Annotated in this window: 22 protein-coding genes and 1 pseudogene; 16 read left to right on the top strand and 7 right to left on the bottom strand. The window is 57.2% G+C overall.

The window, feature by feature from the left end:
- Positions 1 to 10 precede the first annotated feature (10 nt).
- The 5 genes and pseudogenes from modD to K6K13_RS03995 all read right to left on the bottom strand — a co-directional run bounded on the left by modD (position 11) and on the right by K6K13_RS03995 (position 4,449).
- Positions 11 to 867 (bottom strand): annotated as a pseudogene (gene modD / locus K6K13_RS04015) (ModD protein).
- Entirely contained in the window at positions 864 to 1,676 is an 813-nt protein-coding gene (locus K6K13_RS04010) for a class I SAM-dependent methyltransferase (protein ID WP_222159640.1), read from the bottom strand. The pseudogene modD and the gene K6K13_RS04010 overlap by 4 nt, the downstream one beginning before the upstream one ends.
- 12 nt (positions 1,677 to 1,688) lie before the next feature.
- Positions 1,689 to 2,444, bottom strand: a complete 756-nt coding sequence (locus K6K13_RS04005) for an ABC transporter ATP-binding protein (RefSeq protein ID WP_222160958.1) — start codon at positions 2,442 to 2,444, stop codon at positions 1,689 to 1,691.
- Positions 2,444 to 3,427, bottom strand: a complete 984-nt coding sequence (locus K6K13_RS04000; protein ID WP_222159639.1) for a FecCD family ABC transporter permease — start codon at positions 3,425 to 3,427, stop codon at positions 2,444 to 2,446. Before K6K13_RS04000 ends, K6K13_RS04005 begins: the two co-directional genes overlap by 1 nt.
- On the bottom strand, positions 3,424 to 4,449 hold the full coding sequence (locus tag K6K13_RS03995; protein WP_222159638.1) for an ABC transporter substrate-binding protein: 1,026 nt from the start codon (positions 4,447 to 4,449) through the stop codon (positions 3,424 to 3,426). Before K6K13_RS03995 ends, K6K13_RS04000 begins: the two co-directional genes overlap by 4 nt.
- A gap of 208 nt (positions 4,450 to 4,657) precedes the next feature.
- Between K6K13_RS03995 and K6K13_RS23100 the strand changes: the two genes are divergently transcribed.
- Positions 4,658 to 5,377, top strand: coding sequence for a hypothetical protein (locus K6K13_RS23100; protein ID WP_252120416.1), 720 nt, complete (start codon positions 4,658 to 4,660; stop codon positions 5,375 to 5,377).
- A 29-nt stretch (positions 5,378 to 5,406) separates the two neighbouring features.
- Here the strand turns inward: K6K13_RS23100 and K6K13_RS03985 are convergent, their stop codons facing one another.
- Both K6K13_RS03985 and K6K13_RS03980 read right to left on the bottom strand, forming a co-directional pair.
- Positions 5,407 to 6,369, bottom strand: coding sequence for a GlxA family transcriptional regulator (locus K6K13_RS03985; RefSeq protein WP_222159637.1), 963 nt, complete (start codon positions 6,367 to 6,369; stop codon positions 5,407 to 5,409).
- A gap of 60 nt (positions 6,370 to 6,429) precedes the next feature.
- Positions 6,430 to 7,206, bottom strand: coding sequence for an MBL fold metallo-hydrolase (locus tag K6K13_RS03980; RefSeq protein WP_222159636.1), 777 nt, complete (start codon positions 7,204 to 7,206; stop codon positions 6,430 to 6,432).
- A 335-nt stretch (positions 7,207 to 7,541) separates the two neighbouring features.
- Here K6K13_RS03980 and K6K13_RS03975 point away from each other — a divergent pair, with 335 nt between their 5' ends.
- From K6K13_RS03975 to K6K13_RS03905, 15 genes are all read left to right on the top strand, one after another.
- Positions 7,542 to 8,651: a 4Fe-4S binding protein gene (locus K6K13_RS03975; protein ID WP_222159635.1), complete on the top strand. Its 1,110-nt coding sequence runs from the start codon at positions 7,542 to 7,544 to the stop codon at positions 8,649 to 8,651.
- Positions 8,652 to 8,888: 237 nt separating this feature from the next.
- Positions 8,889 to 9,116 (top strand): Flp family type IVb pilin, encoded by a 228-nt coding sequence (locus tag K6K13_RS03970; protein WP_222159634.1) that lies wholly within the window; start codon positions 8,889 to 8,891, stop codon positions 9,114 to 9,116.
- A gap of 7 nt (positions 9,117 to 9,123) precedes the next feature.
- Complete coding sequence (locus tag K6K13_RS03965; protein WP_222159633.1) at positions 9,124 to 9,675, top strand: A24 family peptidase; 552 nt, start codon at positions 9,124 to 9,126, stop codon at positions 9,673 to 9,675.
- Positions 9,676 to 9,779: 104 nt separating this feature from the next.
- Complete coding sequence (cpaB, locus tag K6K13_RS03960) at positions 9,780 to 10,712, top strand: Flp pilus assembly protein CpaB (RefSeq protein ID WP_222159632.1); 933 nt, start codon at positions 9,780 to 9,782, stop codon at positions 10,710 to 10,712.
- Positions 10,713 to 10,793: 81 nt separating this feature from the next.
- Positions 10,794 to 12,224 (top strand): type II and III secretion system protein family protein, encoded by a 1,431-nt coding sequence (locus tag K6K13_RS03955; RefSeq protein WP_222159631.1) that lies wholly within the window; start codon positions 10,794 to 10,796, stop codon positions 12,222 to 12,224.
- Between the two features lie 24 nt (positions 12,225 to 12,248).
- Complete coding sequence (locus K6K13_RS03950) at positions 12,249 to 12,926, top strand: CpaD family pilus assembly lipoprotein (protein ID WP_222159630.1); 678 nt, start codon at positions 12,249 to 12,251, stop codon at positions 12,924 to 12,926.
- A 14-nt stretch (positions 12,927 to 12,940) separates the two neighbouring features.
- On the top strand, positions 12,941 to 14,140 hold the full coding sequence (locus tag K6K13_RS03945) for a CpaE/TadZ family protein (RefSeq protein ID WP_222159629.1): 1,200 nt from the start codon (positions 12,941 to 12,943) through the stop codon (positions 14,138 to 14,140).
- Between the two features lie 28 nt (positions 14,141 to 14,168).
- Complete coding sequence (locus tag K6K13_RS03940; protein ID WP_222159628.1) at positions 14,169 to 15,572, top strand: TadA family conjugal transfer-associated ATPase; 1,404 nt, start codon at positions 14,169 to 14,171, stop codon at positions 15,570 to 15,572.
- A 17-nt stretch (positions 15,573 to 15,589) separates the two neighbouring features.
- The gene (locus K6K13_RS03935; RefSeq protein WP_222159627.1) at positions 15,590 to 16,570 is read left to right on the top strand and encodes a type II secretion system F family protein; all 981 of its coding nucleotides are present in this window, start codon (positions 15,590 to 15,592) and stop codon (positions 16,568 to 16,570) included.
- Positions 16,571 to 16,582: 12 nt separating this feature from the next.
- Entirely contained in the window at positions 16,583 to 17,542 is a 960-nt protein-coding gene (locus K6K13_RS03930) for a type II secretion system F family protein (RefSeq protein ID WP_222159626.1), read from the top strand.
- A gap of 100 nt (positions 17,543 to 17,642) precedes the next feature.
- Positions 17,643 to 18,431, top strand: a complete 789-nt coding sequence (locus tag K6K13_RS03925) for a tetratricopeptide repeat protein (protein ID WP_252120488.1) — start codon at positions 17,643 to 17,645, stop codon at positions 18,429 to 18,431.
- An 8-nt stretch (positions 18,432 to 18,439) separates the two neighbouring features.
- Complete coding sequence (locus K6K13_RS03920; RefSeq protein WP_222159624.1) at positions 18,440 to 18,967, top strand: hypothetical protein; 528 nt, start codon at positions 18,440 to 18,442, stop codon at positions 18,965 to 18,967.
- Positions 18,960 to 19,556, top strand: coding sequence for a TadE/TadG family type IV pilus assembly protein (locus K6K13_RS03915; protein ID WP_222160956.1), 597 nt, complete (start codon positions 18,960 to 18,962; stop codon positions 19,554 to 19,556). Before K6K13_RS03920 ends, K6K13_RS03915 begins: the two co-directional genes overlap by 8 nt.
- Before the next feature lie 126 nt (positions 19,557 to 19,682).
- The gene (locus K6K13_RS03910; protein ID WP_222159623.1) at positions 19,683 to 21,320 is read left to right on the top strand and encodes a pilus assembly protein TadG-related protein; all 1,638 of its coding nucleotides are present in this window, start codon (positions 19,683 to 19,685) and stop codon (positions 21,318 to 21,320) included.
- A gap of 84 nt (positions 21,321 to 21,404) precedes the next feature.
- Positions 21,405 to 23,021, top strand: a complete 1,617-nt coding sequence (locus K6K13_RS03905) for a lactonase family protein (RefSeq protein WP_222159622.1) — start codon at positions 21,405 to 21,407, stop codon at positions 23,019 to 23,021.
- The last annotated feature ends 11 nt before the right edge of the window (positions 23,022 to 23,032 follow it).

The following is a 23,032-nucleotide window of genomic DNA, read 5'->3' as shown; positions in this document are numbered from 1 at the left end:
TTTTTTATTGTCACTCATGCGGCGAGTCTGGCTCCAGACGCACCTTGATATCCGCTGGTGGCGCGTAATAAGGCGCCGAGGTCACAAACAGCGTGATGCCACAATCGAGATAATCCGGCAGGGTGGCGAGCGTGATGCCGCCAGTCAGCGCCAGCGTGCAGGCCGGCGCGAGGGTCGGGGCGAGGCGGACAATATTCGCCGCCTGCTCAGGGGTAAATTTATCGAGTTGTAGGCAATCCGGTGCCGCAAGCAGCGCGGCCAACGCCTCATCCGGCGTGTCCGCCTCCACCACGATCTTTCGTTCCGGCGCATGGCGGCGCAGTTGGCTGACCATGGCAGGCCAGTCATTAGCATTCGCGAGAAAACGGCGGTGATTGGCAAACAGCAAGATGGTCTCACTGCAACCAGCGCGATGAATCAACCCGCCAGCGGCCTGCACGGCCTGCGTGGCAAGCAGCTTGGTGCCGGGGATCATTTTACGCGTGCAGGCGATATGCCCGTCAGGATGGCGCTGGCGCAGCAGTCCCAGCATGCGCGCCAGATAGCCAGATACGCCGCAACTCCATTCCAGTACATTCTGTACCGCCTTCCATCCCTGATGCAGCGCCGCCGCTGAGCCGCTGGCACACAGCAAAGGCTGCCCGGCAACCACATACTCGCCATCATTTACCGAGGCCGTCACACTCACCCCGAGTGACGTGAGCATCTGTCGTGCAGCGACAATCCCACTGGCACCCCCCCCTGCCGATGAAAGAAGGTGATATGTCCCGGCTGTGCGCCAATACCGAGCGCTTGGGTCGTCAGATCGCCCCCCTGAATATCGTCGAGCAGCCAGGCGTCGGTGAGCGCTTGCGGAAGGAAAATCATGATGTCGCTCCGAGCGGCACGCTGTCCCAATAGATCAGCGCCCAGTCACGGCTTGGTGGCGCAATCGTGCTGGCATTCTGCTGCTGATACCAACGATACAGCCGCTCACGCTCCTCATCGCTGAGTGAGCCGAAGCTCCATTTCACGTTTTCTTCGAAGCGTGCATAAGTACGATTATCCTGCTGGCAGTTGGGTCCACGGATAAAATCGACTTGTGCATAAATCCCCATTTGATACAGCACATTGAGGGCATAAATATAGTTAGGCAGTTCCACTACCTCGCGCCCTAACGCCCGCTGAATCACCGGCGACATAAACGAGGTGCTGACCAGATGTGTGGTATACACACGCAGTCTTGCCTGCCGGTTCAACTTCGCCATGGCCTGTCGCATATCGGCCACCAGCGTCGAACGCGACGCCACCGCGATATCGCACATCGGCAGCTCATCCCAGTTATCTTCCCAGGCTCGGCGCACCCAGCTCACATTATCTACGCCTTGCTGCTGCGCACGGCGGGCTGCCACCGCCAGCATACCCGGGCTGTAATCCACGCCGTATACCGTCTCCAGGTTACCCGCCAGCGCCAACGCCACGGTGCCCGGACCGCATCCCATATCAAACAGCGACTGCGCACCGCGCAAATCAATTTTCGCCACCAGTTGTTGCAGATAGCTGTCCTGAGGCGAAGCGCAGTTTTCGGCCATCTTCTCCGCCCGTTTATCCCAGTGATCGGGCGTTTTTTCGGTGCGATGCGCCAGCGCCAATTGCTGGCGATAAAGGTCTGCGAAATCAATATCATCAATCAGCATTGCTATCCCTTCTTAATGAGTGCCATACAAATGGCGGTGAATCTGCGCGGGGGATACCCGGTACAACGCGGCGAGTCTGTCAGTGTGCAATTGCATTGCAGGTTCGCCCTGCGTCACTCGGCCATCGGGCTCCACCATCACCACGCTGTCAGCAATCGCGCGGGCATGAAGAGGATGGTGCGTAGCCATCAATAGCGTCATCCCCTGCTGTTTCAGCGCCACCAGCGTTTCCAACAGATCGATTTGGTGACCAAAATCCAAACTGGAAGCCGGTTCATCCAGCAGTAACAAACGTGGTTTTTGTGCTAACGCACGTGCAATCAGCACCAGTTGCCGTTCGCCGCCGCTCAGCAGGTTCCAGCGTCGCTCAGCCAGATGGGCAATCCCCAGCGCAGTGAGCTGCTGCAAGGCGGCGTCTTGCTCACGCTGGCCCGGCACGGCAAACGTGCTCATGTGCGGGGTTAGCCCCATCATCACCATATCGAGCACGCTAAACGCGAACGCGCCCTCATGCGCCTGCGGCACCCAGGCCATCACGCTGGCGCGCTGCGCATCTGAATAACGGTCCAAGGGGGTATCGGCCAGCACAATTTCGCCGGAAAGCAGCGGCAACACGCCAAGAATGGCGCGCATTAACGTAGTTTTCCCGCAGCCATTGGCACCCAGCAAACAGCAGGCACTGCCCGCTGGCAGGGAAAACGCCACATCGCGCAATACCGCGCGGTGGGCATAACCGACCGTGGCCTGCCGCACCTCGAGCAGCGACATCATCGGCCTCCTCGTAACAACAGCAGCAGGAAGAATGGCGCACCGATAAAGGCGGTCAGAATGCCGAGTGGAATTTCAGTCGCGCTCAGCGCACGCGCCAAGGTATCAGTCAGCAGCAGCAAAATGGCACCGATGCTCATGGCAACCGGCAACAAACGCTGGTGATTATTTCCCGTCAGTAGACGGCCAATATGTGGCACCACCAGCCCGACCCAACCGATAACACCGGACACGGCCACCGCGCTGGCGGTCATCAGCGTGGCACAGACAATCAGCCCCATGCGCAACCGTGTGACATTAATTCCCAGGGCACGTGCTTCATCGTCTGCCAGCGTCAGCAGATTCATGCGCCAGCGCAGCAGCAGCAATGGCAGCATGCCCAGCAGGATGATCGGTGCACACAGGTCAAGATCGGCGCGCGTCACTGTGGAAAGCCCACCGAGCAGCCAGAAGGTAATGGAGGGCAGTTGGGTGTAAGGATCAGCGAGGGTTTTGATCAGCGAGATCCCCGCGCCGCACACCGTTCCCAGCGCAATGCCGACCAGCACTAACGTCAACACCGGATCGTGACGCGTCACCTGCCGGGTGATCAGCCAAACCCCAGCCACCACCAGCAATCCACCAGCAAATGCCAGTAACTGGATCAATAGCAGCGGCAAACCCAGCCAAATCGCGACGCAGGCACCGAGGCCCGCCCCCGCTGCCACGCCCAGAATATCCGGTGAGACCAATGGGTTACGAAACATCCCCTGATAGGTAGTACCTGCCCCTGCCAGCGCAGCGCCAATCAGCAGAGCTGCCGCAATGCGCGGCAGGCGGATCTGCCAGAACACCACCTGATCTTGCGGCAAAAGGCTGTCAGGGCTGAAAAGCAGCCCGATCACCTGATGAAGACTCAACGGATAGGCACCGGAAAACATCGCCAGCGCAATGCACAACAGCGCCAGCGTACTTAACAGCGTAAACAGGGTTGCCGTTCTCATTTTGCGTTAACGGTACGGTTAAACTGGGCCTCGCTCAGCGGTGCATGCCAGAACAGCGTGGCAAAGCGCATCATGTCGGCTTCAAAGGAACGCGCCACGTCCTTATCCAGCCAGGCGTGCAGGCGTCGCAAGCCGAGCAGCCGATTGATGCCCGGCGGCGCATCCAGCCAGCCAAACGGCAAGCCGCTAAGAAACAGGATGCGTTTTTGCGCAACGGCCTTCACGCCCTGCCATACCGGATCCTGAGTCAATGTGTGCAGCGTCGCCGCTTCTTGCACCAAAATGATATCCGGCTGCCAGACCAGCAGATTTTCCAACGACACCTGCGCCAATCCCTGGCGTCCCGGCAGTTGCGCGACATTTCGCAACCCCAGCAGTTCGGCCGCTTCAGTATGCAGGGAACCGGCCAGTCCGGTTTCCAACCCACTGGCCCCGCGCGCCGCATAAAAGCGCACGTTAGCTGCATCCGAGTGGGCGAAGGACTGCGCCTCTTCAATAAACTGGCGCGCTAATTCCGCCTGCGGCTCGGTGCGAAACGTCACGCCGAGCGCGTTCCCGATCGCCTGTAACTGCTGCGGCGTGCGCGCCAGCGTGCCGTTGATCAATAACCACGGGGTTTGTGTTTGGCTGCTGATACGTTGCGCTTGTGAAGTCCAGGTTTCATCCGCATTGCCACAGTCGACAATCAGATCGGGTTTCAAGGCGAGCAGTTTTTCCAGTGACAGCGTGGTCGCACGCCCCGCCAGACGGCCCAACTTCGGTAAGCGGGTAATCACTTCCGGCAGCAGTTCGCTACCCGTTTGAGAAAAATCGAATGAAGAGAAACCCAGCAATTTTTCCGGTGCCGCCGCCATCAGCAACAAATAGGCAGGCGCGCCTGCACTGATCACGCGCTGAATATTCTGCGGTGCAGGTAAGTTTCCCACCGAAAATGTCATAGTATCGGCGGCAAAGGCGGGCCATCCTCGCAATAACCCTGCGGCAGCCATCGCCTGAAGTAAGCGTCGTCGTGTTACTGGCATAACATCATCCTGAATACGCAATATTTCGTTATATATTTACACACATAACGAAATGATCGTTGCTCAATGTCAACATTTGCTAACTCAGGTAATCATTCACTGCGTAACTTTTCAGATTCCACCGACGCTCAAAGACAGGAAATGCCAATACACTAACCTGGCCGTATTTAAGCTAATATCTTAAAAATAAATATAAAAGAGGGTGGTTATGGCATGTTATCAATGGCGTTCACGCGCCGTCATGGCGGCACTGATTGCGGTATCGCTCAGTGCCTGTGTACCGATGCAGCGCCAACGCGCCGCCTACACGGATCTTTGCCAAAGTGAGTACAGCTTTAAAGTACCAGGCCCACAGGGGGAAACCACCCTGACGCTCGAAGCCTATCTCTACGATCACGCGATCTCCTATGACCCTTCCCGCTACAAGCAAGCGCTATTCTCCATCCCTTACGTGAATGGGCCTGAAGCCAAACCGGAGTTTTATGTCCAACTGATCGCCTATAACAAAAACCGTCTGCGCCCTTCCCGCCCGGGTAAAAAAGGCGAACCCGCCATTCCGGTGATCTACGACAGCAGGCAAGCTTATGTCACGCTGGAGGATGGCACGCGGGTAAATGCGCGGCCTGAACTGTTTCTCGGCACGCTAACCTACGATTTTCCGATTCCCGATATGAAATACGCACGCCCGTCCCCTTACGACATCAACAGTGATGAAGTGCACCGTCGTATCCCGAAACTCACGAACAACGATGATTACGGCTCGGTCTATGTGATTTTCAAAACGCCACGCTTCACGGAAAATGCCAAGTGGACCATCCATTTAGGCGAAATGACGGTGGCGGGTCAAAAAGTGGCGATTCCGCCGATGCCGTTGTGTTATCACCCTCAGAAGGAGTGGATAGGCATTGAACCGCTAATGCGCCCGTAGCGAACCAAGCCCTGCGTATCACCGATGCATTAGGGGTGAGAGACAGGCCCACGAAACGCCCGACGCCATTCGCTCGGGCTTAGGTTAAAACGTGCTTTGAAACGTTGTCGGAATGAAATCGGCGAGGCAAATCCCGCCATATGCGCCACCGCCTCGACGCTATGATCGCTGCTTTCCAACAGCATCTGGCTGCGCTGCAACCGTTCCGCAGTAAGCCAGTCGCCCACCGTCATGCCGGTTGCCTTGATAAAGTGGCGGGTAAAGGTGCGGCGACTCATGCTGACAAAAGCCGCCAGCGCGTCCAGAGAGTGCGGCTGCTCGAGATGGCTGCGCAGATAATCCAACAGCGCATTAATATGCGTGTCTCGCGTGGTTTCCGGCACCGGACGTTCAATAAACTGCGCCTGACCACCGTCCCGATAAGGAGGCACCACCATGCGACGTGCCACGCGATTGGCCAATGCACTGCCACAATGACAACGGATGATATCCAGACAGCAATCAATCCCTGCCGCCGTTCCGGCCGAGGTGATCAGGCGATCGTCACGGGTATACAGCGCATTGCTGTCCAACTGGACATCAGGAAAACGACGGCTGAAATCGCGCTCAAACTCCCAATGGGTAGCCGCGCGTCGTCCTGCTAATAATCCAGCATAGGCCAGCACGTAAGTGCCGAGGCATAGCCCCACCACTTCCGCACCGCGCTGCCAGGCGCGAACCAGCGCCGCCAGCAGTTCAGGCGCGGGTTTCTCATCCGGATGATGCCAAAACGGAATAATAATGATATCGGCGGTTTCCAACAGCACCAAACCGTGCTCCACATCGATGGAAATCCCACTATCGGAGCGCACCTTTCCCGGCATTAGTGCACAAATCTGCATCTCAAACCGACCCGGCTCCGGCAATGCCTTGCCGAAGACCATACTGGGTACAGAGAAATGAAACGGGCTGAATCCTTCAGTGGCAACAATGACAACGCGTAACGCGGGCATAGGCTATTTCCTGTGGCATATCGGTTTGCGGGTTACGGGCCATTGTCGTCACCAACGCCTTCAAAGCGCGAGCATTTCCCCATCGTCGGGAATCAACACACGTTGTTCGATGCTGTTTTTATGACAGTATTCTCGCAGTTCGGCGCGGCTGAGCAGACAATGGTTCACCGCCTCCATGTGTGAGGCCACGACAATGCTCTGCGGCAGCAAATCGAGCGTTCGGCTGGCATCCTCTTTTCCCATAATAATCGGGCCAAAACCCTCCACGGTCGCGCACCCGATATTCAGCACGATCACCTCGGGTTGGTAACGCTCCAGACTGTCGACATAAGGGGGAGCCCATACGGTGTCCCCCGCAATATAAAGGCGCTTTTCTCCCGCACTGTCAAACACCAGTCCGCTGGTTTCTCCCATACGCGCAGCCAGACCTGGGTTAGCATAGAGGGCATCGCTGCCATGCTGCCCGCCGGTTTTCCAGAGGGTGATACCCGCCAAAGTATTCTCCTGTACCAATGCCTGCACCTGTGAGAACCCTTGCGAGCGGATCAACGCGGCATCTTGTAGATTCTGGGTATAAATCGGCATGTCTTTGGGGATATGACGTTGGGCAGCATCGTCCCAATGGTCAGAATGAGTGTGTGTCACGATCACCGCATCCACATCCAGCAGTGCTTCTAACGACAAGGGCAGCGACACCATTGGATTGCGCAGCCAGGAACGAGCCGTTCCGGCAAACCCCTCCCAGGCATCCTTCTCCGCCAGCATAGGGTCGATCAGGAAAGTGGTTCCGGCGTAGTCCAACTTCAGCGTGGCATTACGAATTTGCGTCAATTTCATGGAAAACTCCCGTGGATAACATCCAGCAAGACAGTGTGGGCTTCAATGATTTGCAGTGTAAAGCGCACAAAGAAAACGCGTAAGTTGCCCGAAGGCCATTGATCGATGGGATTGGGTCAATCCGATTGACACAGCGTGACGGCGTCATTTTTTCAATCCCTAAAAAGGTGTATTTTTATGCCTGAACGCCAATTTTAATTAAAAACAGGATAGAGATTAATAATTTGATTCACGCTGAATGCGCACACACATCAATTATTCTCCGACAGTGACATGATAATTTAACTTTACCTTTCCACAGTGTATTCACAGACCCGATAATAAAGAAAAGCGCAATGAGTGAAAAAACAAGAAAACGCTGGCAGCGCCGCCCCGGCACCACGGGGGGGAAATTGCCATGGAATGACTGGCGCAACGCGTTAACCTGGCGCAGAGCGACGCAAATACTGTTATTAGCCATCAACATCTATATCGGCGTGACCTTCTATTTCTGGGTGCGCTACTTTGAAACCGGCGGTGCCAGCGTTTATCTGCCCAGACCCGGCGGTATCGAAGGATGGTTACCGATTGCCGGACTAATGAATATCAAATATCTGTGGGAAATGGGACGTTTGCCACCGATCCATGTTGCCTCGATGCTGCTGCTCGTTGCCTTTATTATCAACAGCCTACTAGTGAAAAAATCATTTTTTTCCTGGCTGTGCCCTATTGGGACATTTTCAGAATTGATTGCTGCTGTCGGCAAGAAAATATTCAAACGGCATTTCACGCTGCCACCCTGGCTGGATATTCCACTACGTGGTCTTAAATATTTGCTATTAGGTTTTTTTCTTTATATTGCGTTATCCATGCCAGCACAGGGAATTTATATGTTCCTGATGTCCCCCTATGGTCTGATTGCCGATGTCAAAATGCTCGGTTTCTTCCGTAATATTGGCAACATCACCTTGGGCGTTATTATTGGTTTCACCGTTATCAGCCTATTTATCCGGCATTTCTGGTGCCGTTATCTCTGTCCCTACGGTGCACTGCTGGGCCTGTTCTCACTATTGTCACCGGTAAAAATCCGTCGTGATGCCAACCGCTGTATCGACTGCGGTAAGTGTACCAAGGTGTGCCCATCCCATATTCCCGTCGATAAACGCATCCAGGTGAGAACCGCCGAATGTAATGCCTGTATGACCTGCGTCGAATCCTGCCCGGTAGCATCAACGTTAAGTTTATCGCTGTTGAATGCCCCGCGCTCGGCGGCAAAAAGCGAGGATACGCATCGCCCGCTGTGGCAGCGGACTGCGCTCTCCGGCGCGATGATGGCATGCCTGATTCTCGGCATCCTTTTCGCCACCGTTGGCTTCGCCATGTTGATCGGTGGCTGGGACAGCCCCATCCCCGAACAGATGTACTTCAAGCTTATTCCTGAATCACAATCCATCGGTCATCCCTAACCTCAGTATCCCAAATCCCCCTTAAAACAGGGGGAATCCCCCTTCATTAAGCTTCACGTAAAGATTGCTTTACCTTCTGATTAATAAGGACAATTTTACGCAATAAAAGATGAAAAAATATTAATGTTACGTCACTTGCGATGTTTGATAATAAGTCTCATTATTGCTTTCGTTATCATCATGGCCGCTCAAGAATTAGCCATGATTTCTTTGGCTGCGAATAAAGAGAGTCTTCCCATGAGAAACATGAAAGCAAAATGTCGTTCTTTCCTGCGCGATGAGAGCGGTGTTACTGCCATTGAATACGGCATTCTGGCGGCAGCGATGGCAGCGGCCATTGGCGCTATTTTTGGCGGCGATGGCATCTTCGTGAAAGCACTGAATGAGAAATTCAGCGCTATCGCCGATCAGATCACTAGCGCTGGCACCAGCGCCGGTGGCGGCACGGCCTCCGGCGCGAAATAAACACGAGATGGCGGTCAACGCACAGTGGCTGCAAACGGCACTGCTGCTCGGGTGTCTGGCGTGGTGTATCAGTACCGATTTGCTCGTGCGGCGCATCGCCAACCGGGCGGTAGTGATTCTGCTGTTGGGCTGGTTGCTGTTTGGCATCACGGATGTGGTACGACTCGGCGGAGGAAACAACGCCGCGTTACAGGGAATGCTGTGGGCGCTACCGGGTGCCGCAGTGGTACTGGTGGTCGGGTTTATCCTGTTTCTCACCGGACGGTTAGGTGCTGGCGATGTCAAGTTGATGAGCGTGCTGTGCCTGTGGGTAGGCTCGGGCCATCAGATCGTTTTTGTGCTGGTGACCGCGCTGGCAGGGGGCGTTCTGGCGCTCACACTGCCGCTGTTCAATACCGTTCCCACCGCCGTGGCACTGGGCATACAGGCAACCAATCGGCTGTTTAACAGCCGATTACCGTTACCTCCCGCTCTGCCCGCCGATCTCTCTCAGGGCATACCCTATGGCGTCGCCATTGCCTTTGGCGCGATGTATGTCCTTATTTTCCCGTTGTTTTAATTTCGATTGTTTTAATTTCGATTGTTGTAACGTCGATCGTTTTAAATTTGAACGTTTTATTCCGTCGCAACATTAAAACGCACACGCTAAAGCAGGCAAGCTGAATGAAAGTAAACGCTACCTATGTACTGGCAGGCGCGCTGGTACTGGCAGGACTCGTTGCGCTAATGGTTCGCAGCCATCTCTCCGCAACGCCCCCCGCACCGCCGCCGGTGGTGATTCAAGCCCCGGAACAAACCGCTATTTTGGTGGCGGCCAAGGATCTGCATCCCGGTGATTTTATTGACACCGCCTCGCTGCGTTGGCAGGTGGTGGAAGGGACGGTTTCTCGCAATTTCAACTTTATCCGTGGCAAAGACCGCCAGTCAATGCTGCTGGGTGCCACGTTGCGTGAACCCGTTGCCCAAGGCGCACCGCTGACCAGCAATGTATTGGTCAAGCCCGGCGAACCGGGTTTTGTCGCCGCCGTGCTGCGTAAAGGCATGCGTGCCATCTCCATTCCGACCAATGCGGTAGCCAGCAACTCCGGTCTGGTGGCCGCGGGCGATCGCGTCGACATCATTCTGAGCCTGCGACGCGATGAGCAGCCGGAACTGCCGCCCAGCCGCACGCAGCCTGTCGTCAGACCGATGCTGGCCTCCCAGACCATCGCGCGCGATCTTCGGGTACTGGCGCTGAATAACCAAACCGACACCGATGTGCGTCCGCGCCGCGATGTGGAAGAGGACAGCGAGCAGGACGCCAACGTGCTCAGCCGCACGCCGGCCAGTACCAGCAGCACACGAACCTCAAGCTACCAAACTGTCACCGTTGAAGTGACCCCGGAGCAGGCAGAAGTGCTGGCGGTGGCGAAAGAGGTGGGGATGTTACACCTGGCGCTACGCAGTGCGACACCCGATGCCCAGGATGAGAAACAGGGCCACTCTCGCGTCACTACCCTGTCGCAAAGCACTACTATTTACAACGGGTTATCCAGCCATCAGGTGAAAGTCTATCACGGCGAGCAGAAAGGCGTTCTGGTGTTCCCCGCCCGCTGACGAACTGCATTCAGGCAGCCTGACAATGCCGCACGGCGGGCTGTTGATGGAACCATAAAAGCCATAACGGAATTAACGTAAATGACGATGTTTTTGCTGTATTTGAAATCGCACCTTCGGGAAACATGCAAACGATTACTCACTGCAAGTCTGCTCAGTACCGCGTTGCCCATCGCCGTCGTGATGCCCACCACCGCTCTGGCGGCTGGGGTATCAGAAGTGGCGGAAACCAATGTGGTGCACCTGACGGTTCATCAAGGACGCCTGTTGCAACTTGATGGCCTGCCGGACAGCGTACTGGTCGCAGACCCTAATATCGCCAGCTTCGAGCTGCCTTCACCGGGCAACCTGTTTGTCTATGCCAAAAGCGTCGGCACCACCACGCTCTACGCCATGGATGAAAACGGCACGGTGATCAACGCCATCCGTCTGGTGTCCGAGCACGATTTAAAAGCGCTGGGCGAGCGGATCAAACGCGAGTTTCCCGGCGCGGATATCCAGTTGGAAGCGTCTATTCCCAGCGGCGTGATTGTGCGTGGCAGCGTAGATACCCCGCAAGATGCGAAACGCGTCATCGACAGCGTGCAGGCCTACATCAGCGCATCCGCCGGTGCACAAGGTGGCGGCGGCGGTGGCGGTGGTGAAAAACTGCCGGGCAGCAGCGAATCCTCCGCCAAAGTGATTAACCAGCTCAAGATCAAAACCCCGTCACAAATCAACATTCAGGTGCGTGTGGTGGAAGTCTCACGCAAATTAACCAGCGAACTGGGCTTTAACTGGGCGGCCTCACTGAGCACCGGCAGCGGCAACATCAACGCGGGCAGCGGAACGCGATTGGGGCTGTTTGACTCGGCCACCGGGCGCTTTAGCAACCCCACCGATGCCGGTTTCTTAAGCTTTGGCCGCTCACGCTTAAGCGGCTTGTTAACCGCGTTAAACCAGCAGGGCATGGCAACCGTATTGGCAGAACCTAACCTGACCGCGATGTCCGGCGAGACGGCCGCTTTTGCCGCCGGTGGCGAAGTGCCTATCGTGCTTATCACCAACAACAGTGTCAGCATCGATTACAAATCTTACGGCGTGATCCTGCGTATGACGCCAACGCTGCTCTCTGCCAACCGCATCAGCCTGCACATTGCGCCGGAAGTGAGTGAACTGACGGACGTCGGTGCAGTAGATATCCCCGGCGGCTCGCGCGTACCGGCACTCAAAGTGCGCCGCACCGATACCACGGTAGAGCTGGCCAGCGGACAAAGCTTCGCACTGGCAGGAATGCTGCGCAGCGCCAACGGCCAAACCGTGACCGGCGTGCAGGGATTAAGCAGCATTCCTCTGTTGGGACGCGCCTTTGAAAACGAATCCACCAGCCATGAAGAAACCGAACTGGTGATCATCGCCACTGCCTATGTCGTCGAGCCGGTCAATGCCGGAGAACTGCAAACGCCAGGGCAAGGGGTAAGAACGTTGGATGCCGTTACACCGAGCTTCGGCTCCGTCGGCTACCTCTACTAACCCTGGATGACAACGGTGAAAAACATGAATAATCACACTACCACACGCACGTCGCGCACGCTGTTCTCCCTGTCGCTCTGCGCCTGCGCGCTGTTATTGGCGGCGTGCGGCGACAGCAGCATCAATAAAATGCGTACCGACCGTTTCGAACAACCGGCACTCAAACCGATCGAGGTCCGCCCGACGTCTCTGGCGGTCACGCTGGCGGTGGCGCCCAACGGACGCGGCTTTACGCCCGAATCGCTCAAGCAGCTTAATGTCATGCTGAAAGATCAAGGGCGTCTCGCCAAACAAACCCTGACGCTGATCCCGCATTCGGTACGCGGTGAGCAGATGGCAGATCGCCTGGCGGTGGTGCTGAAAAATGCCGGGGCTGACGCGCGCAACGTGAAGCAATTACGTCGTTCGACAGCAAGTGGCCAAACCGGCGATCTGGAAGTGATTTCAGAAGCGCTGGCGGTGAAAACCACGCGCTGCGAAGTGAACAATCCCGATCAGTTGATGGTGAAACCTTTTGAAGGCATTGGCTACCTGGGCTGCGCCACACAAAACAACCTGGCGAAGATGGTGGCTGAACCACGCGATTTGATCCAGGCCAAGGCGCTGGACGCTGCTGATGGCGTCACTGCGGTGAACAGCATCGAACGCTATCACAAAGGTGAAGTGAAAGAGCTCATCGACATTAACTTTGACGAAGATTAAAGGCGAGGCATTCCATGAGCGACATTACCCTTACCGATGGCGAAGCGTTGGCACAACCGCTGGTCGCCTTCGTGCATGACGCCCGCGAGGCGGCTGACGTCAGCGATCTGCTCTCGCGCCTGAACCAGCAGGCCGTGCCAGTGCTGTCCGGCGGCATAGCGGCTGCGCGCCAATGGTGCGAGCTAAATGTACCGCCGCGTATCCTGCTGGTGGACCTTGATGACACGCACTGGCCGCTGCCCGCGCTGGAAGAGTTGTTGGGCGTGTGTGGCCCGACGACCCAGGTGGTGGCGGCAGGCAAAACGCAGGATATCAGTCTGTACCGCGCCCTGCTCCAGATTGGCGTGGTGGATTATCTGGTCAAGCCTTTCACCCTCGATCTGCTGGCGACGACGCTCTCCAAATGCGAAGGCCAACAGGCCGGGCCGGAATACGCCCGCATGGGCAGAACCATCGCAGTGGTCAGCGCCAGCGGTGGCTGCGGCGGCAGCACCGTGGCGATGGGATTGAGCCGTTTGCTCTCCGGTGAACGCCATTTGCCCGTTGCGCTGGTGGATTACGACCGCCGTAACGGCGATCAATTGCTGCTGCAAGGACAAACGGAAGACGGTGGGCTCGCAGCCGTGCTGGAAACGCAGGAGCTGGATACCCGATTACTGCAACGCGCCCTGCTGCGCGTGGATACGCGCCTGCATATGCTGGCCCAAAAGCCAGCGCTGGGCGAGCTGAGTCCGGTTGAGGTGGATAACGTGCTCAATCTCGGCGGCGTGCTGTGTCGCATGTTTAATCAGGTAATTTGGGATCTGCCGAACAGCTACCCAACCGGTGCGCTGGAAGTCCTGTCCTATGCGGATCTGCGCATTATCGTTACCGAATTGACACTGCAAGATGCGCGCAATGTGCGCCGTATCCTGCACGAGATCGGTGATGAAAGCGAAGGCCAGCGCCTGCTGCTGGTACATAACCAGAGCCGCTTTGCCAACGCCGCCCCGCTCACCCGCGACCAGTTTGAACAGTTCACCGGGCGCAAGATTGACGTGGTGTTGCCGCATGCCGGTCACGCGCTGGCACACAGCCTGACGCTGGGTGCACTCAATCTGACCGCGGCCCCCGCGTTCTTGCAGGGCTTGCGCCAACTGGTCGATCTGGCCTGCGGCGTGCGTGCCAGACCGGCAGAAAAGCGCTGGTTTACACGCTGGTTAAAACGCGCCTGATGCGGCGTTTTCGAAAAGGTAACTGACCATGTTGATTCGCAGAAGCCAGCAGCAAAAGCAGGACGCCAGCAAAGGCGCACCGCAAGCCACACCGGCGGCCACCGTCACCGAGCTGAAAGCGCGTCCGGCAGCAGACGCTCGCCCACAAACCACCGCCAGCCCAGCGGCAGCTCCCAGCGCGGCCACGCGTCAAACGGACAACCGCACCAGCCAACGCCGTCTGATCCGCGCACAGCTCTACGATCAGATCGATGCCGGTAAAGCGGCCATGATGGGCCGCGACAAGCTACTGGCACAAATTGAAACGGTGATTCGCCGCATTTGCGACGAACAGCGCCTCCAGCTTTCGCGCCAGGAAGAGGAAGCCATCGCCGCCGAAATGCTGGATGAAATGACCGGTATCGGGCCGATCCAGCCGCTGCTGGCAGACGACACCGTCAACGATATTCTGGTGAACGGCGCACAGCAGGTATTTATCGAGCGTTTCGGCAAACTGGAACTGTCACCGATCACCTTTATCGATGAAGAGCACGTGTTCAACACCGCGCAGCGCATTGCGGCAGCAGTAGGGCGGCGTATCGACGAGGCCAGCCCGATGGTGGATGCGCGCTTGCCCGACGGCAGCCGCGTTAACGTCATCACTTACCCGCTGGCAATCGACGGTACCACCATTTCGATCCGTAAATTCATGCGGCGTAACCTGTCGCTGGAAACGCTGGCAGAGCGCCGCTGCATGTCCTACGCCATGGCGGATGTGCTGAACAAAGCGATGCAGGCCCGCGTGAATGTCATCGTGTCCGGCGGTACCGGTGCCGGTAAAACCACGCTGCTCAACGCGCTGTCGCAGAAGATCGGCAGCACCGATCGCATTATCACCATCGAAGATGCCGCTGAGCTGCAATTGCAGCAGGAGCACGTGGTGCGGCTGGAAACACGCCCGGTCAGCGCCGAGGGCACCGGACGCGTCGATCAGCGCGATCTGATGCGTAACGCGCTGCGTATGCGCCCGGATCGCATCATTCTGGGTGAAGTGCGCGGCGGCGAGAGTTTCGACATGTTGCAGGCGATGAACACCGGCCACGACGGCTCGCTCTGTACCGTGCACGCCAACACCTCGCGCGATGCCATCCAACGTCTGGAAAACATGGTGATGATGGCCAACATGCAGTTGCCGCTGATGGCTATCCGCCGTCAGATCGCCAGCGCCGTGCATTTGATTGTGCAGATTGAACGTATGCGCGACGGCATGCGCCGCGTGGTGTCGATTACCGAAGTGTGTGGCATGGAAAACGAAGTGATCCAGCTTCAGGATCTGTTCAGCTTCCAGATCCAGGGCATGGATGGCCAAGGCATGCTCACCGGTGAATATCTGCAGCACATTCAGCGCCCGCAGTTCTACAGCGACAAAGCGCACCTGTTTGATGCGCAGTGAGGATTGAAGGAGAGCCGATGAGTGATGCACGCCTGAATCTGATCACCCTGCTGATATTTTGCTGCGTTTTTGCGCTGGTGCTGACTATCGCCGCCTGGCAAAAAGCACGCCGGCAGCGCCAACAGCGTGAACAGCGCTGGCAACAGGTGTTAAAAGAGGTTAGCCCAGCCGCCGCCGAGATAACCTCCGACTCCATCCTGCGTGATGAAGTCACGACACCCTTTATGCGTGTGCCGCTGCTGGGGCGTGCGCTGGCGATCCTCTGGGCGCAGTTAGCGTTTATCGGCTGGAAAAAAAACCTGGTACAGCGCGCACTGTCGTTAGGCGCGGTCAGTCTGGTGATCGGCATGATCATGGGGCAGCGTACGCTGCTGCCGTTGACCATGGGATGGGTCTTTTCCCTGTTGCTGTTTGTCAGCACGGCCGTGTTGCTGTTCCGTTCCACGTTACAGAAGCACCTGAAAGCGCTGCGTGAAAGCCTGCCGGAAGCGATCGATGCCATTACCCGCAGTTGCCGTGCAGGCGTCCCGGTAGCGAATACCTTCGCCATCGTGGCAGAACACCTGAGCGGCCCACTGGCCAACGAATTCAAAACCATCGATCACTGGCTAAAACTGGGTATTCCCTTACGTCAGGTGATCCAGACCTCTGCCACACGGGTGCCGATGGCGGAATACCGCTTCTTCGTGGTGATCCTGATCATCAACCAGGAGGCCGGTGGCCGGTTGGGTGAGACGCTGGAGCGACTCTCTGCCACGCTGCGCGACAGGCGTGAACTGCAACTGAAAGTGCAGTCGAAAACCTCAGAAGCGCGCGCGTCCGCCAAGATTGTCGCCGCACTGTTCCCCTGCTGTCTCGCCTATTTGTATATAAAGTCACCGGAGGATTTCAGCTTTTTGTTCTCCGACCCGGTGGGCACTTCGGTGCTGATTTACGCCCTGTGCAGCGTTTCGCTGGGGATGTTGGTGACCCATTTGATGGTCAAGCGAGTTGGATAAGAGAGAGCAGAAATGACGTTATTGAGCGACCCCTTACTGCTGCTGGCCCTGATACTGATTATCACCGGGATCCTGCTAGGCCGTGCACAACATCAGGCACGCCAGTACAAGCTGCTGGAAAACCGCCTGCGCGGGCACCTGCCTGAGGTGAGCCGAGAGACAGATTCACAAGACTCTATCCTGCGCGGTCAGGGCAGCGCGTTATCTCCCTGGCTGGAAGCGCTGCTGCGCCCGCTCGCGCCACAGGGCGAGCGACTGGCAGGTTCAGAACGCGATCGCCGCAACCTGCGCCGCATGTTGGATCTGGCGGGTTTACGCCGCCATGAAGCGGTGGGCTGGCTGGTGATGGGCAAATTTATCACCGGTGCACTGATTGCCATACTGCTGGTCTGGGGATGGCTACCCGCTGCCGATCGCCTCGGCCTGACGGGCGTCGCCACCGGCCTTATCGGCTTTTTTGTCGGCACGCTGTTGCCCGAGTGGTGGCTACGTTGGCGTGCTACCAGCCGGGGCGAAAAACTGGCGCGCGCGGTACCGGACGCGCTGGATCTGATGGTGGTATGCGCCGAAGCGGGCTTGCCTATCGGGCGTGTCCTGCACGTGGTATCGAAAGAGCTGGGACTTTCCTCACCGGAAATGGCGGATGAACTGCACTACACCGCCGCCGAGTTGCAGATCTTGTCCGATCGTACCTTAGCGATGACGCATCTGGCAGAGCGCACGCGGGTCAGCGAAATTGAAAGCATGGTCGCTACCCTGATTCAGGCGGAACGCTACGGCACCCCGCTCTCTCAGGCGCTGCGCACGATTGCCGACGAAAGTCGAAAAACACTGATTTTAGGGCTGGAAGAGAAAGCGGGAAAACTGCCCGCACAGCTCAGCGTGCCATTGATGACGCTGATCCTGCCACCGATTATCGCCATTATGGCCGCCCCCGCCTTAGTGCGCGTGGTACGCCTGTTGTCACAATGAACCACCGATGGAGTCCGTGAAGATGTTTGGTCAGATAACCTTGAGTAACAAAACGGCTTACCGCCGCCGCACCTTCTCATTGACCGTGTTGCTGCTCAGTATGGTGCTGGCCGGTTGTGGCAGTTCAATGGCGATCAAGGGCAACAAAGACGAAGGTCTGCGCCTGGCACGTTTGCTGCGCGATCAGGGCCGGGTGGAAGCATCTACCGATGTCTATACGCGTTTGGACAGCCGCAACATGTTGAAAGGCAAGGAGATGCTGGAATATGCCAGCGTTGCCGCACTGGCACGCTCCCCACAGCAAACGCTGGAGCTGTATAGCCGGGCTCGTCAGGCATTAGGCGGCGACACGGATAAAATGTCGCCCGAAGAAGCACTGGCCGTGTGTCTCGGCATGGGTCGCGCCCAGCTCGCACTGGGGCGTAACACCATGGCGCAGAAAGATTTTACCTGTGCCCTGAAAGCGCAGCCCAACAACACGCTGGCGCTCAATGGCATGGGCGTGGTGATGGACAGCGCAGGGCAGCACACGCAGGCGCGTCAGATGTTCGAAAAAGCCTTGCAAGTGAATCCGGCTGATGTCTCCGCCATCAACAATCTGGCGCTCTCCTGGCTTGCCAGCTGCAACCCGGACAAAGCCATTCCGTTGCTACGCTCGCTGGATGACGGCAACACCACCGGCAAACTGAATCTGGCGCTGGCCTATCTCGCCAGTGACCGGGAAGAGGACGCACGCACGGCACTCGGTGCCATCGCCCAACCGCAGCGCATTGATGCCCTGATTGCCTCACTGCACCAGCGCTTGCAACAGATGCAGCAGGATAAAACCCGTGGCGAAACGCTGCTGGCTTCCAGCCGCCAACGCCTGCAACTGAGTAACCCGGAATAATGGCACGCATGCGCGATAAGTTCCGACATCACGCCGCGCGCTGGCGCGCCGCGCACGGCGTGGTCGCGACCGAAGTGGCCTTTTTGGTTCCGGTCGCGATGGTCGGCGTGATGATGCTGTTTGAGCTGGCGCGTATCGGGCTGGTGATCGCGGTCGGCAGCGCGGCGCTGGATAAAGCGGTGCAGAGTTTCCGCCTCGATAATCTCGGTGCCGCCAGCCCGGAACAGATGAGCACGCGCCTGAAAACGCGCATGGTGGATTCGGCCTATGGCTACCTTAGCGCGGACAACCTTACCGTCAACGTGCTGCATTTTGAAAATCTGAACCAGTTGGGCGGGTTTACCGCCAGCGGCACGGTATCAAACGACACGCAAAACGACGAAGAGAACACCACCACGCTGCCGGTGTGGTCCGTCACGGTGCAGATTGAAAAGGCGTTTATCACGCCGCTGCCGGAAGTGTTAACACTGGGCACCACCTTCCGTTACCAGTACAAACACGTGTTCGGCACGGAGTTACGCAATGACAATGACTAAGACGCTGTTGCGCTATGTGAGACGCTTTCGCGCCTCATGCCGTGGGGTTGCCGCCGTGGAAACCGCGTTGGCATTTCCGATTGTTCTGGCGATTGGCTCGCTATGTGCCGACATGTACAGCGTTGGTCTGGAGCGCTCTCGTATGGAGCAACGTGCGGGTGCCATCGTCTCAATACTGGCGATGCAGCAAGACCTGACAGAAACCGGGTTGCAGGGTTTGTTGGATACCGTACTGCCCATACAGGGATTGGGGAATTATCAGTTGCTGATCAGCAACGTGCGTCAAACCGGCGATCTCTATTGGCAGCTGAGCCGTGGCACGGCGACAGGGCTGTGCGTGGGAAGCGAAACCCAGCCGAATACCCCCTATTTGCCAGACCTGCCCGAGCGCAATGCCAAAGAGGGCAACAAGAGCATCTCCATGCTGGTGGTGGAAATTTGTCGCCAGGGCAAAGACGTCGGCCTGCTGGGCGGCATGTCATTAGGCGGTTTGTTGCACGCCACGGCAATCAATCGGGTTGCCATTGGCGTCGTGGATTTAGATGAAACCCTGAGCAAAGAAGCCGGGTTGGATAACGATAAAACATAACGACGCGTGACGGGCAAAAAGACCCACCATAACCACGCGCACTGATACAGAGCCATGTCGTCTTTTTTCCCGCTTATTCGGGCGGGATAGCTATGCACTAAATTTGGTCAATCAGGATAACAAACGATGAAAAAAGCGATTAAAAACAGTGAACTAAAAAAATACAGCCGTCGCATGTGCCCCTTTTGGCGCACCGCACTGTCCGCTTTTATGCATCAGGAAACCGGCGCTGGCACAGCGTTCTACGTGCTCGGCACCATGGCACTGCTGGTCAGCGCCGCCTTCATTGTCGATACCTCAACCGCCACTGGCGATGCCACACAGATCAAACGCGCAACGGACGCCGCGGCACTGGCTGTCGCGCATCAGGCTACGCTCAACGGCGACGAGTATGACCCAGAACAGATTAAAGAGCTGGCCTATCAATACGTCAAAAATAACCTCGGGTTGAATAACGCCCTCGATAACAAACTCACCCGTGAAGACGTCACCGTCACGGAAGGGCGTAAAAACAACACGCGCAAAACCTATACCGTCGAAGCCAGCTTCAACACCCAGCCCAGCCTGTTAAAACTGGGTGCCCGAAAACAGACGGTTTACTCCACGGCAGAAGTGATCAATCGCCCGACGGAAATTGCGATGGTGCTGCCCGTTATTAACGGTATGAGCGCGCGCGATCTTGCTGCGCTCAAGCGGCTGAGTAAGGATTTTGCCAAGCGTATGTTGGACAGCGCAGACGGCAAACGTGACAACCTGTGGATCTCGTTGGTGCCGTTCAGCCAGGCGGTGAATGTCTACGACGCACAGGATGCCAACCGTATTCGCCGTTGGGCAAGGCCAGGAGCGCTGAACCCGATAGAGCTGAGCTCGCTGTTTCGTACCGGTTACGCCAGCCTGGCCGATCGCCGTATTCCCGATAGACGCGCCAATCTGTTGTGCATGTATCGCGGGCTGGGAGAAGAAGAGAATTTCTTCTGGGATGAACCTCCGGTGGCGCAATTCAGGGTGTATTACCGCGCCGACTTGCCACAAAACGGTAGCCCCGGCGCAGAACCCATCTCATGGGTTGGCCCCAATCCTTTCTTTGGTCAAGCCACAGGGGTTAACGACACCCGCTGGATGGTCGCGGATAAAGGTTGCCCCAACGCCGCCCTGTTGCCGCTCACCAACGATCTGAACAAGGTGGACGAACGCGTCGATCAGTTCTCGATCCGTTTTAACGTCAACTACGCCATTGCGATGTCATGGGCGGGGGCGGCGTTGTCACCCAACATGCGCGGCAGCGAAGGCTGGGGCGACGCAAAACTGCCGCTGGACTTCAATGTCGACGGCAGCGGTGAAGGCCAGAAAGTGGTGATCATGCTGGCGGACACCTATTCCGATCCGGAAGGCACGGGCGGGCACGGCCAGTTCGACACCGACAGCTACAACTTCAATCCCGGCCAATTCGCCGGGGAAACGGGCAGCGACGGCTCACGTGAGTTCGCAAGGCGCCGCTTTGAGGACCAGTGTACCAGCTTTCGCGCACGCAATATCAAATTCTATTTTGTCGGTGTCCGGCCGGGGGACCCCGATAACTACGGTCAGAATCTGTTTGATGACATTGCCACACCTGGGTTGCTGATCTGCACCGAAGGCGATAAACGCATGAGTTTTATCGACGGTCGAGGGTTTGGTGCAGCGGAAGACCCGCTGGCAGCGCGTCTGGAACGTATCGCCGGCCAGATCGAAACGGAAGGCGGCTATGTGCGCCTGATTGAATAACCATCTGACGTTACAAGAAATGATGTGATTCATCCTCAACGTTGGCACGTTAATTTTGGCACTTTAACTACAGGACACGACACCATGACATTTTCCCGTTCCAAAGCCGGTAATACACCTGCGCGCCCACCCCGTCAGGCATGGGTGTTGGAACCGCGCATGATGTTCGACGCCGCTGCCGTCGCCACCGCTGATGCCGTCGCGGCTCAGGTTATCGCACCGACCGACAGCGCGCCGGGGGTGGATGCCACGCCCACCCACGGTACGGTAACCATCAACGAGGGAGAAACCGGCTTTGCCGCCGTGGATCTGTTCAGTAAGGTGACCGTGTCCACTGACACCGGTGCGGATAGCAGCGGCAAGGAATTGAGCGAGTTAGTGATCACCGTCGATCGCACCGGTGCCAATCAAGTGCTGATGATCGATGGCAGTGAAATTGCCCTGAAACCCACCACCACCGGAACCGAAGCCACCCTCAACAACGGCTACAGTTATAAGGTCACCGTCAGCGGTGACACCACCACCATCACGCTGAGTATTGCCTCGTCAGAGGCTTATCAACCCGCTGATGTTGCCACGCTGATCGACGGCATTGCCTATAAACCGCTGGACAGCACCGTGGCAAGTGGTGATGTCACCGTTACGCTTAAAAATCTGAGCGATCAGGATGCGACCGCTACACTAGACATTCACGCCACCGTAACGGTAGACAACAAGGTTAACGTGCCACCCGCGCTTTCCGGCAGCATATTACAGGAAGCGGAGGCCTTTACCGCAGGCACACTGGCGAAAGCGACGGAAATTGCCTACTCCGCAGATGGCAGCCACGTTTATGCCGCCGGCTCCGATAACACCCTCACCGTTTTCGCGGTTGACAGCACCGGGCGTTTAACCCAGCAACAGAGTCTGGTAGTTGAAGACCTCGGCACCGTAAACCATCTGGTGGTCAGTGCCGATGGCAAATCGGTCTACACCATTGCCGGTAACGGTAACCTGATTCAACTGAGCGTTAACGACGGCACGCTGACGTATGTCAGCACCACCAAGATGGAGGGCGGCGGCTCAACCGGCGGGCTGGCGATTTCGGATGACGGCAAGCAAGTCTATGTCGACGCCAGCAGCAATTCCGGGCGTGAGGTGTATGTCTACAACCGCGATGCCGACGGAGCATTGACTCAGGTGCAGAAACTGGATGCCCACCGTAACGGTATGATTGCCACCTCCGGTGACTATGTCTACGTGATCCACAGCGGCGCTTCGTTCATCGCTCCCCACGAGATCAAGGTGTATCAGCGTAATGCAACGACGGGCACATTGACGCTGATCGATGACCTGATTCTCACTAAAACAGGGCAAAGCGCCGTCGACTACGCGCTGACCACCGCCAACGGTGGCAAGCTGCTGTACGTCGGCGACCCGACCAGCGCCAATATCGCCGTTTACCAACTGGGCAGCGACAACAAGCTGGCCCTGATCAACACCGTCACCAGCGGCAACATTGGCAGCCTGACTCTGAGCAGCGATGGCACCCAGCTTTACGCCGCGACCACAACCGGCACGGTGAATATTTACGCCGTGGGCGAAAATGGCAGCCTGACGCTCACCGGCAGCAGTACCGGCACCACCAACGGCGGTGATATCGCCGTCTCCGCTGATGGCAACTCCATTCTGGTTTCTGGCAACGGCATCAGCCGCTATTAGCCCATCCAAAC

The organism is Symbiopectobacterium purcellii, from assembly GCF_019797845.1.
GTDB classification, from domain to species: domain Bacteria; phylum Pseudomonadota; class Gammaproteobacteria; order Enterobacterales; family Enterobacteriaceae; genus Symbiopectobacterium; species Symbiopectobacterium purcellii.
Note: the sequence above shows the minus strand (reverse complement) of the source record. Positions and strands in the feature narration are given on the sequence as shown.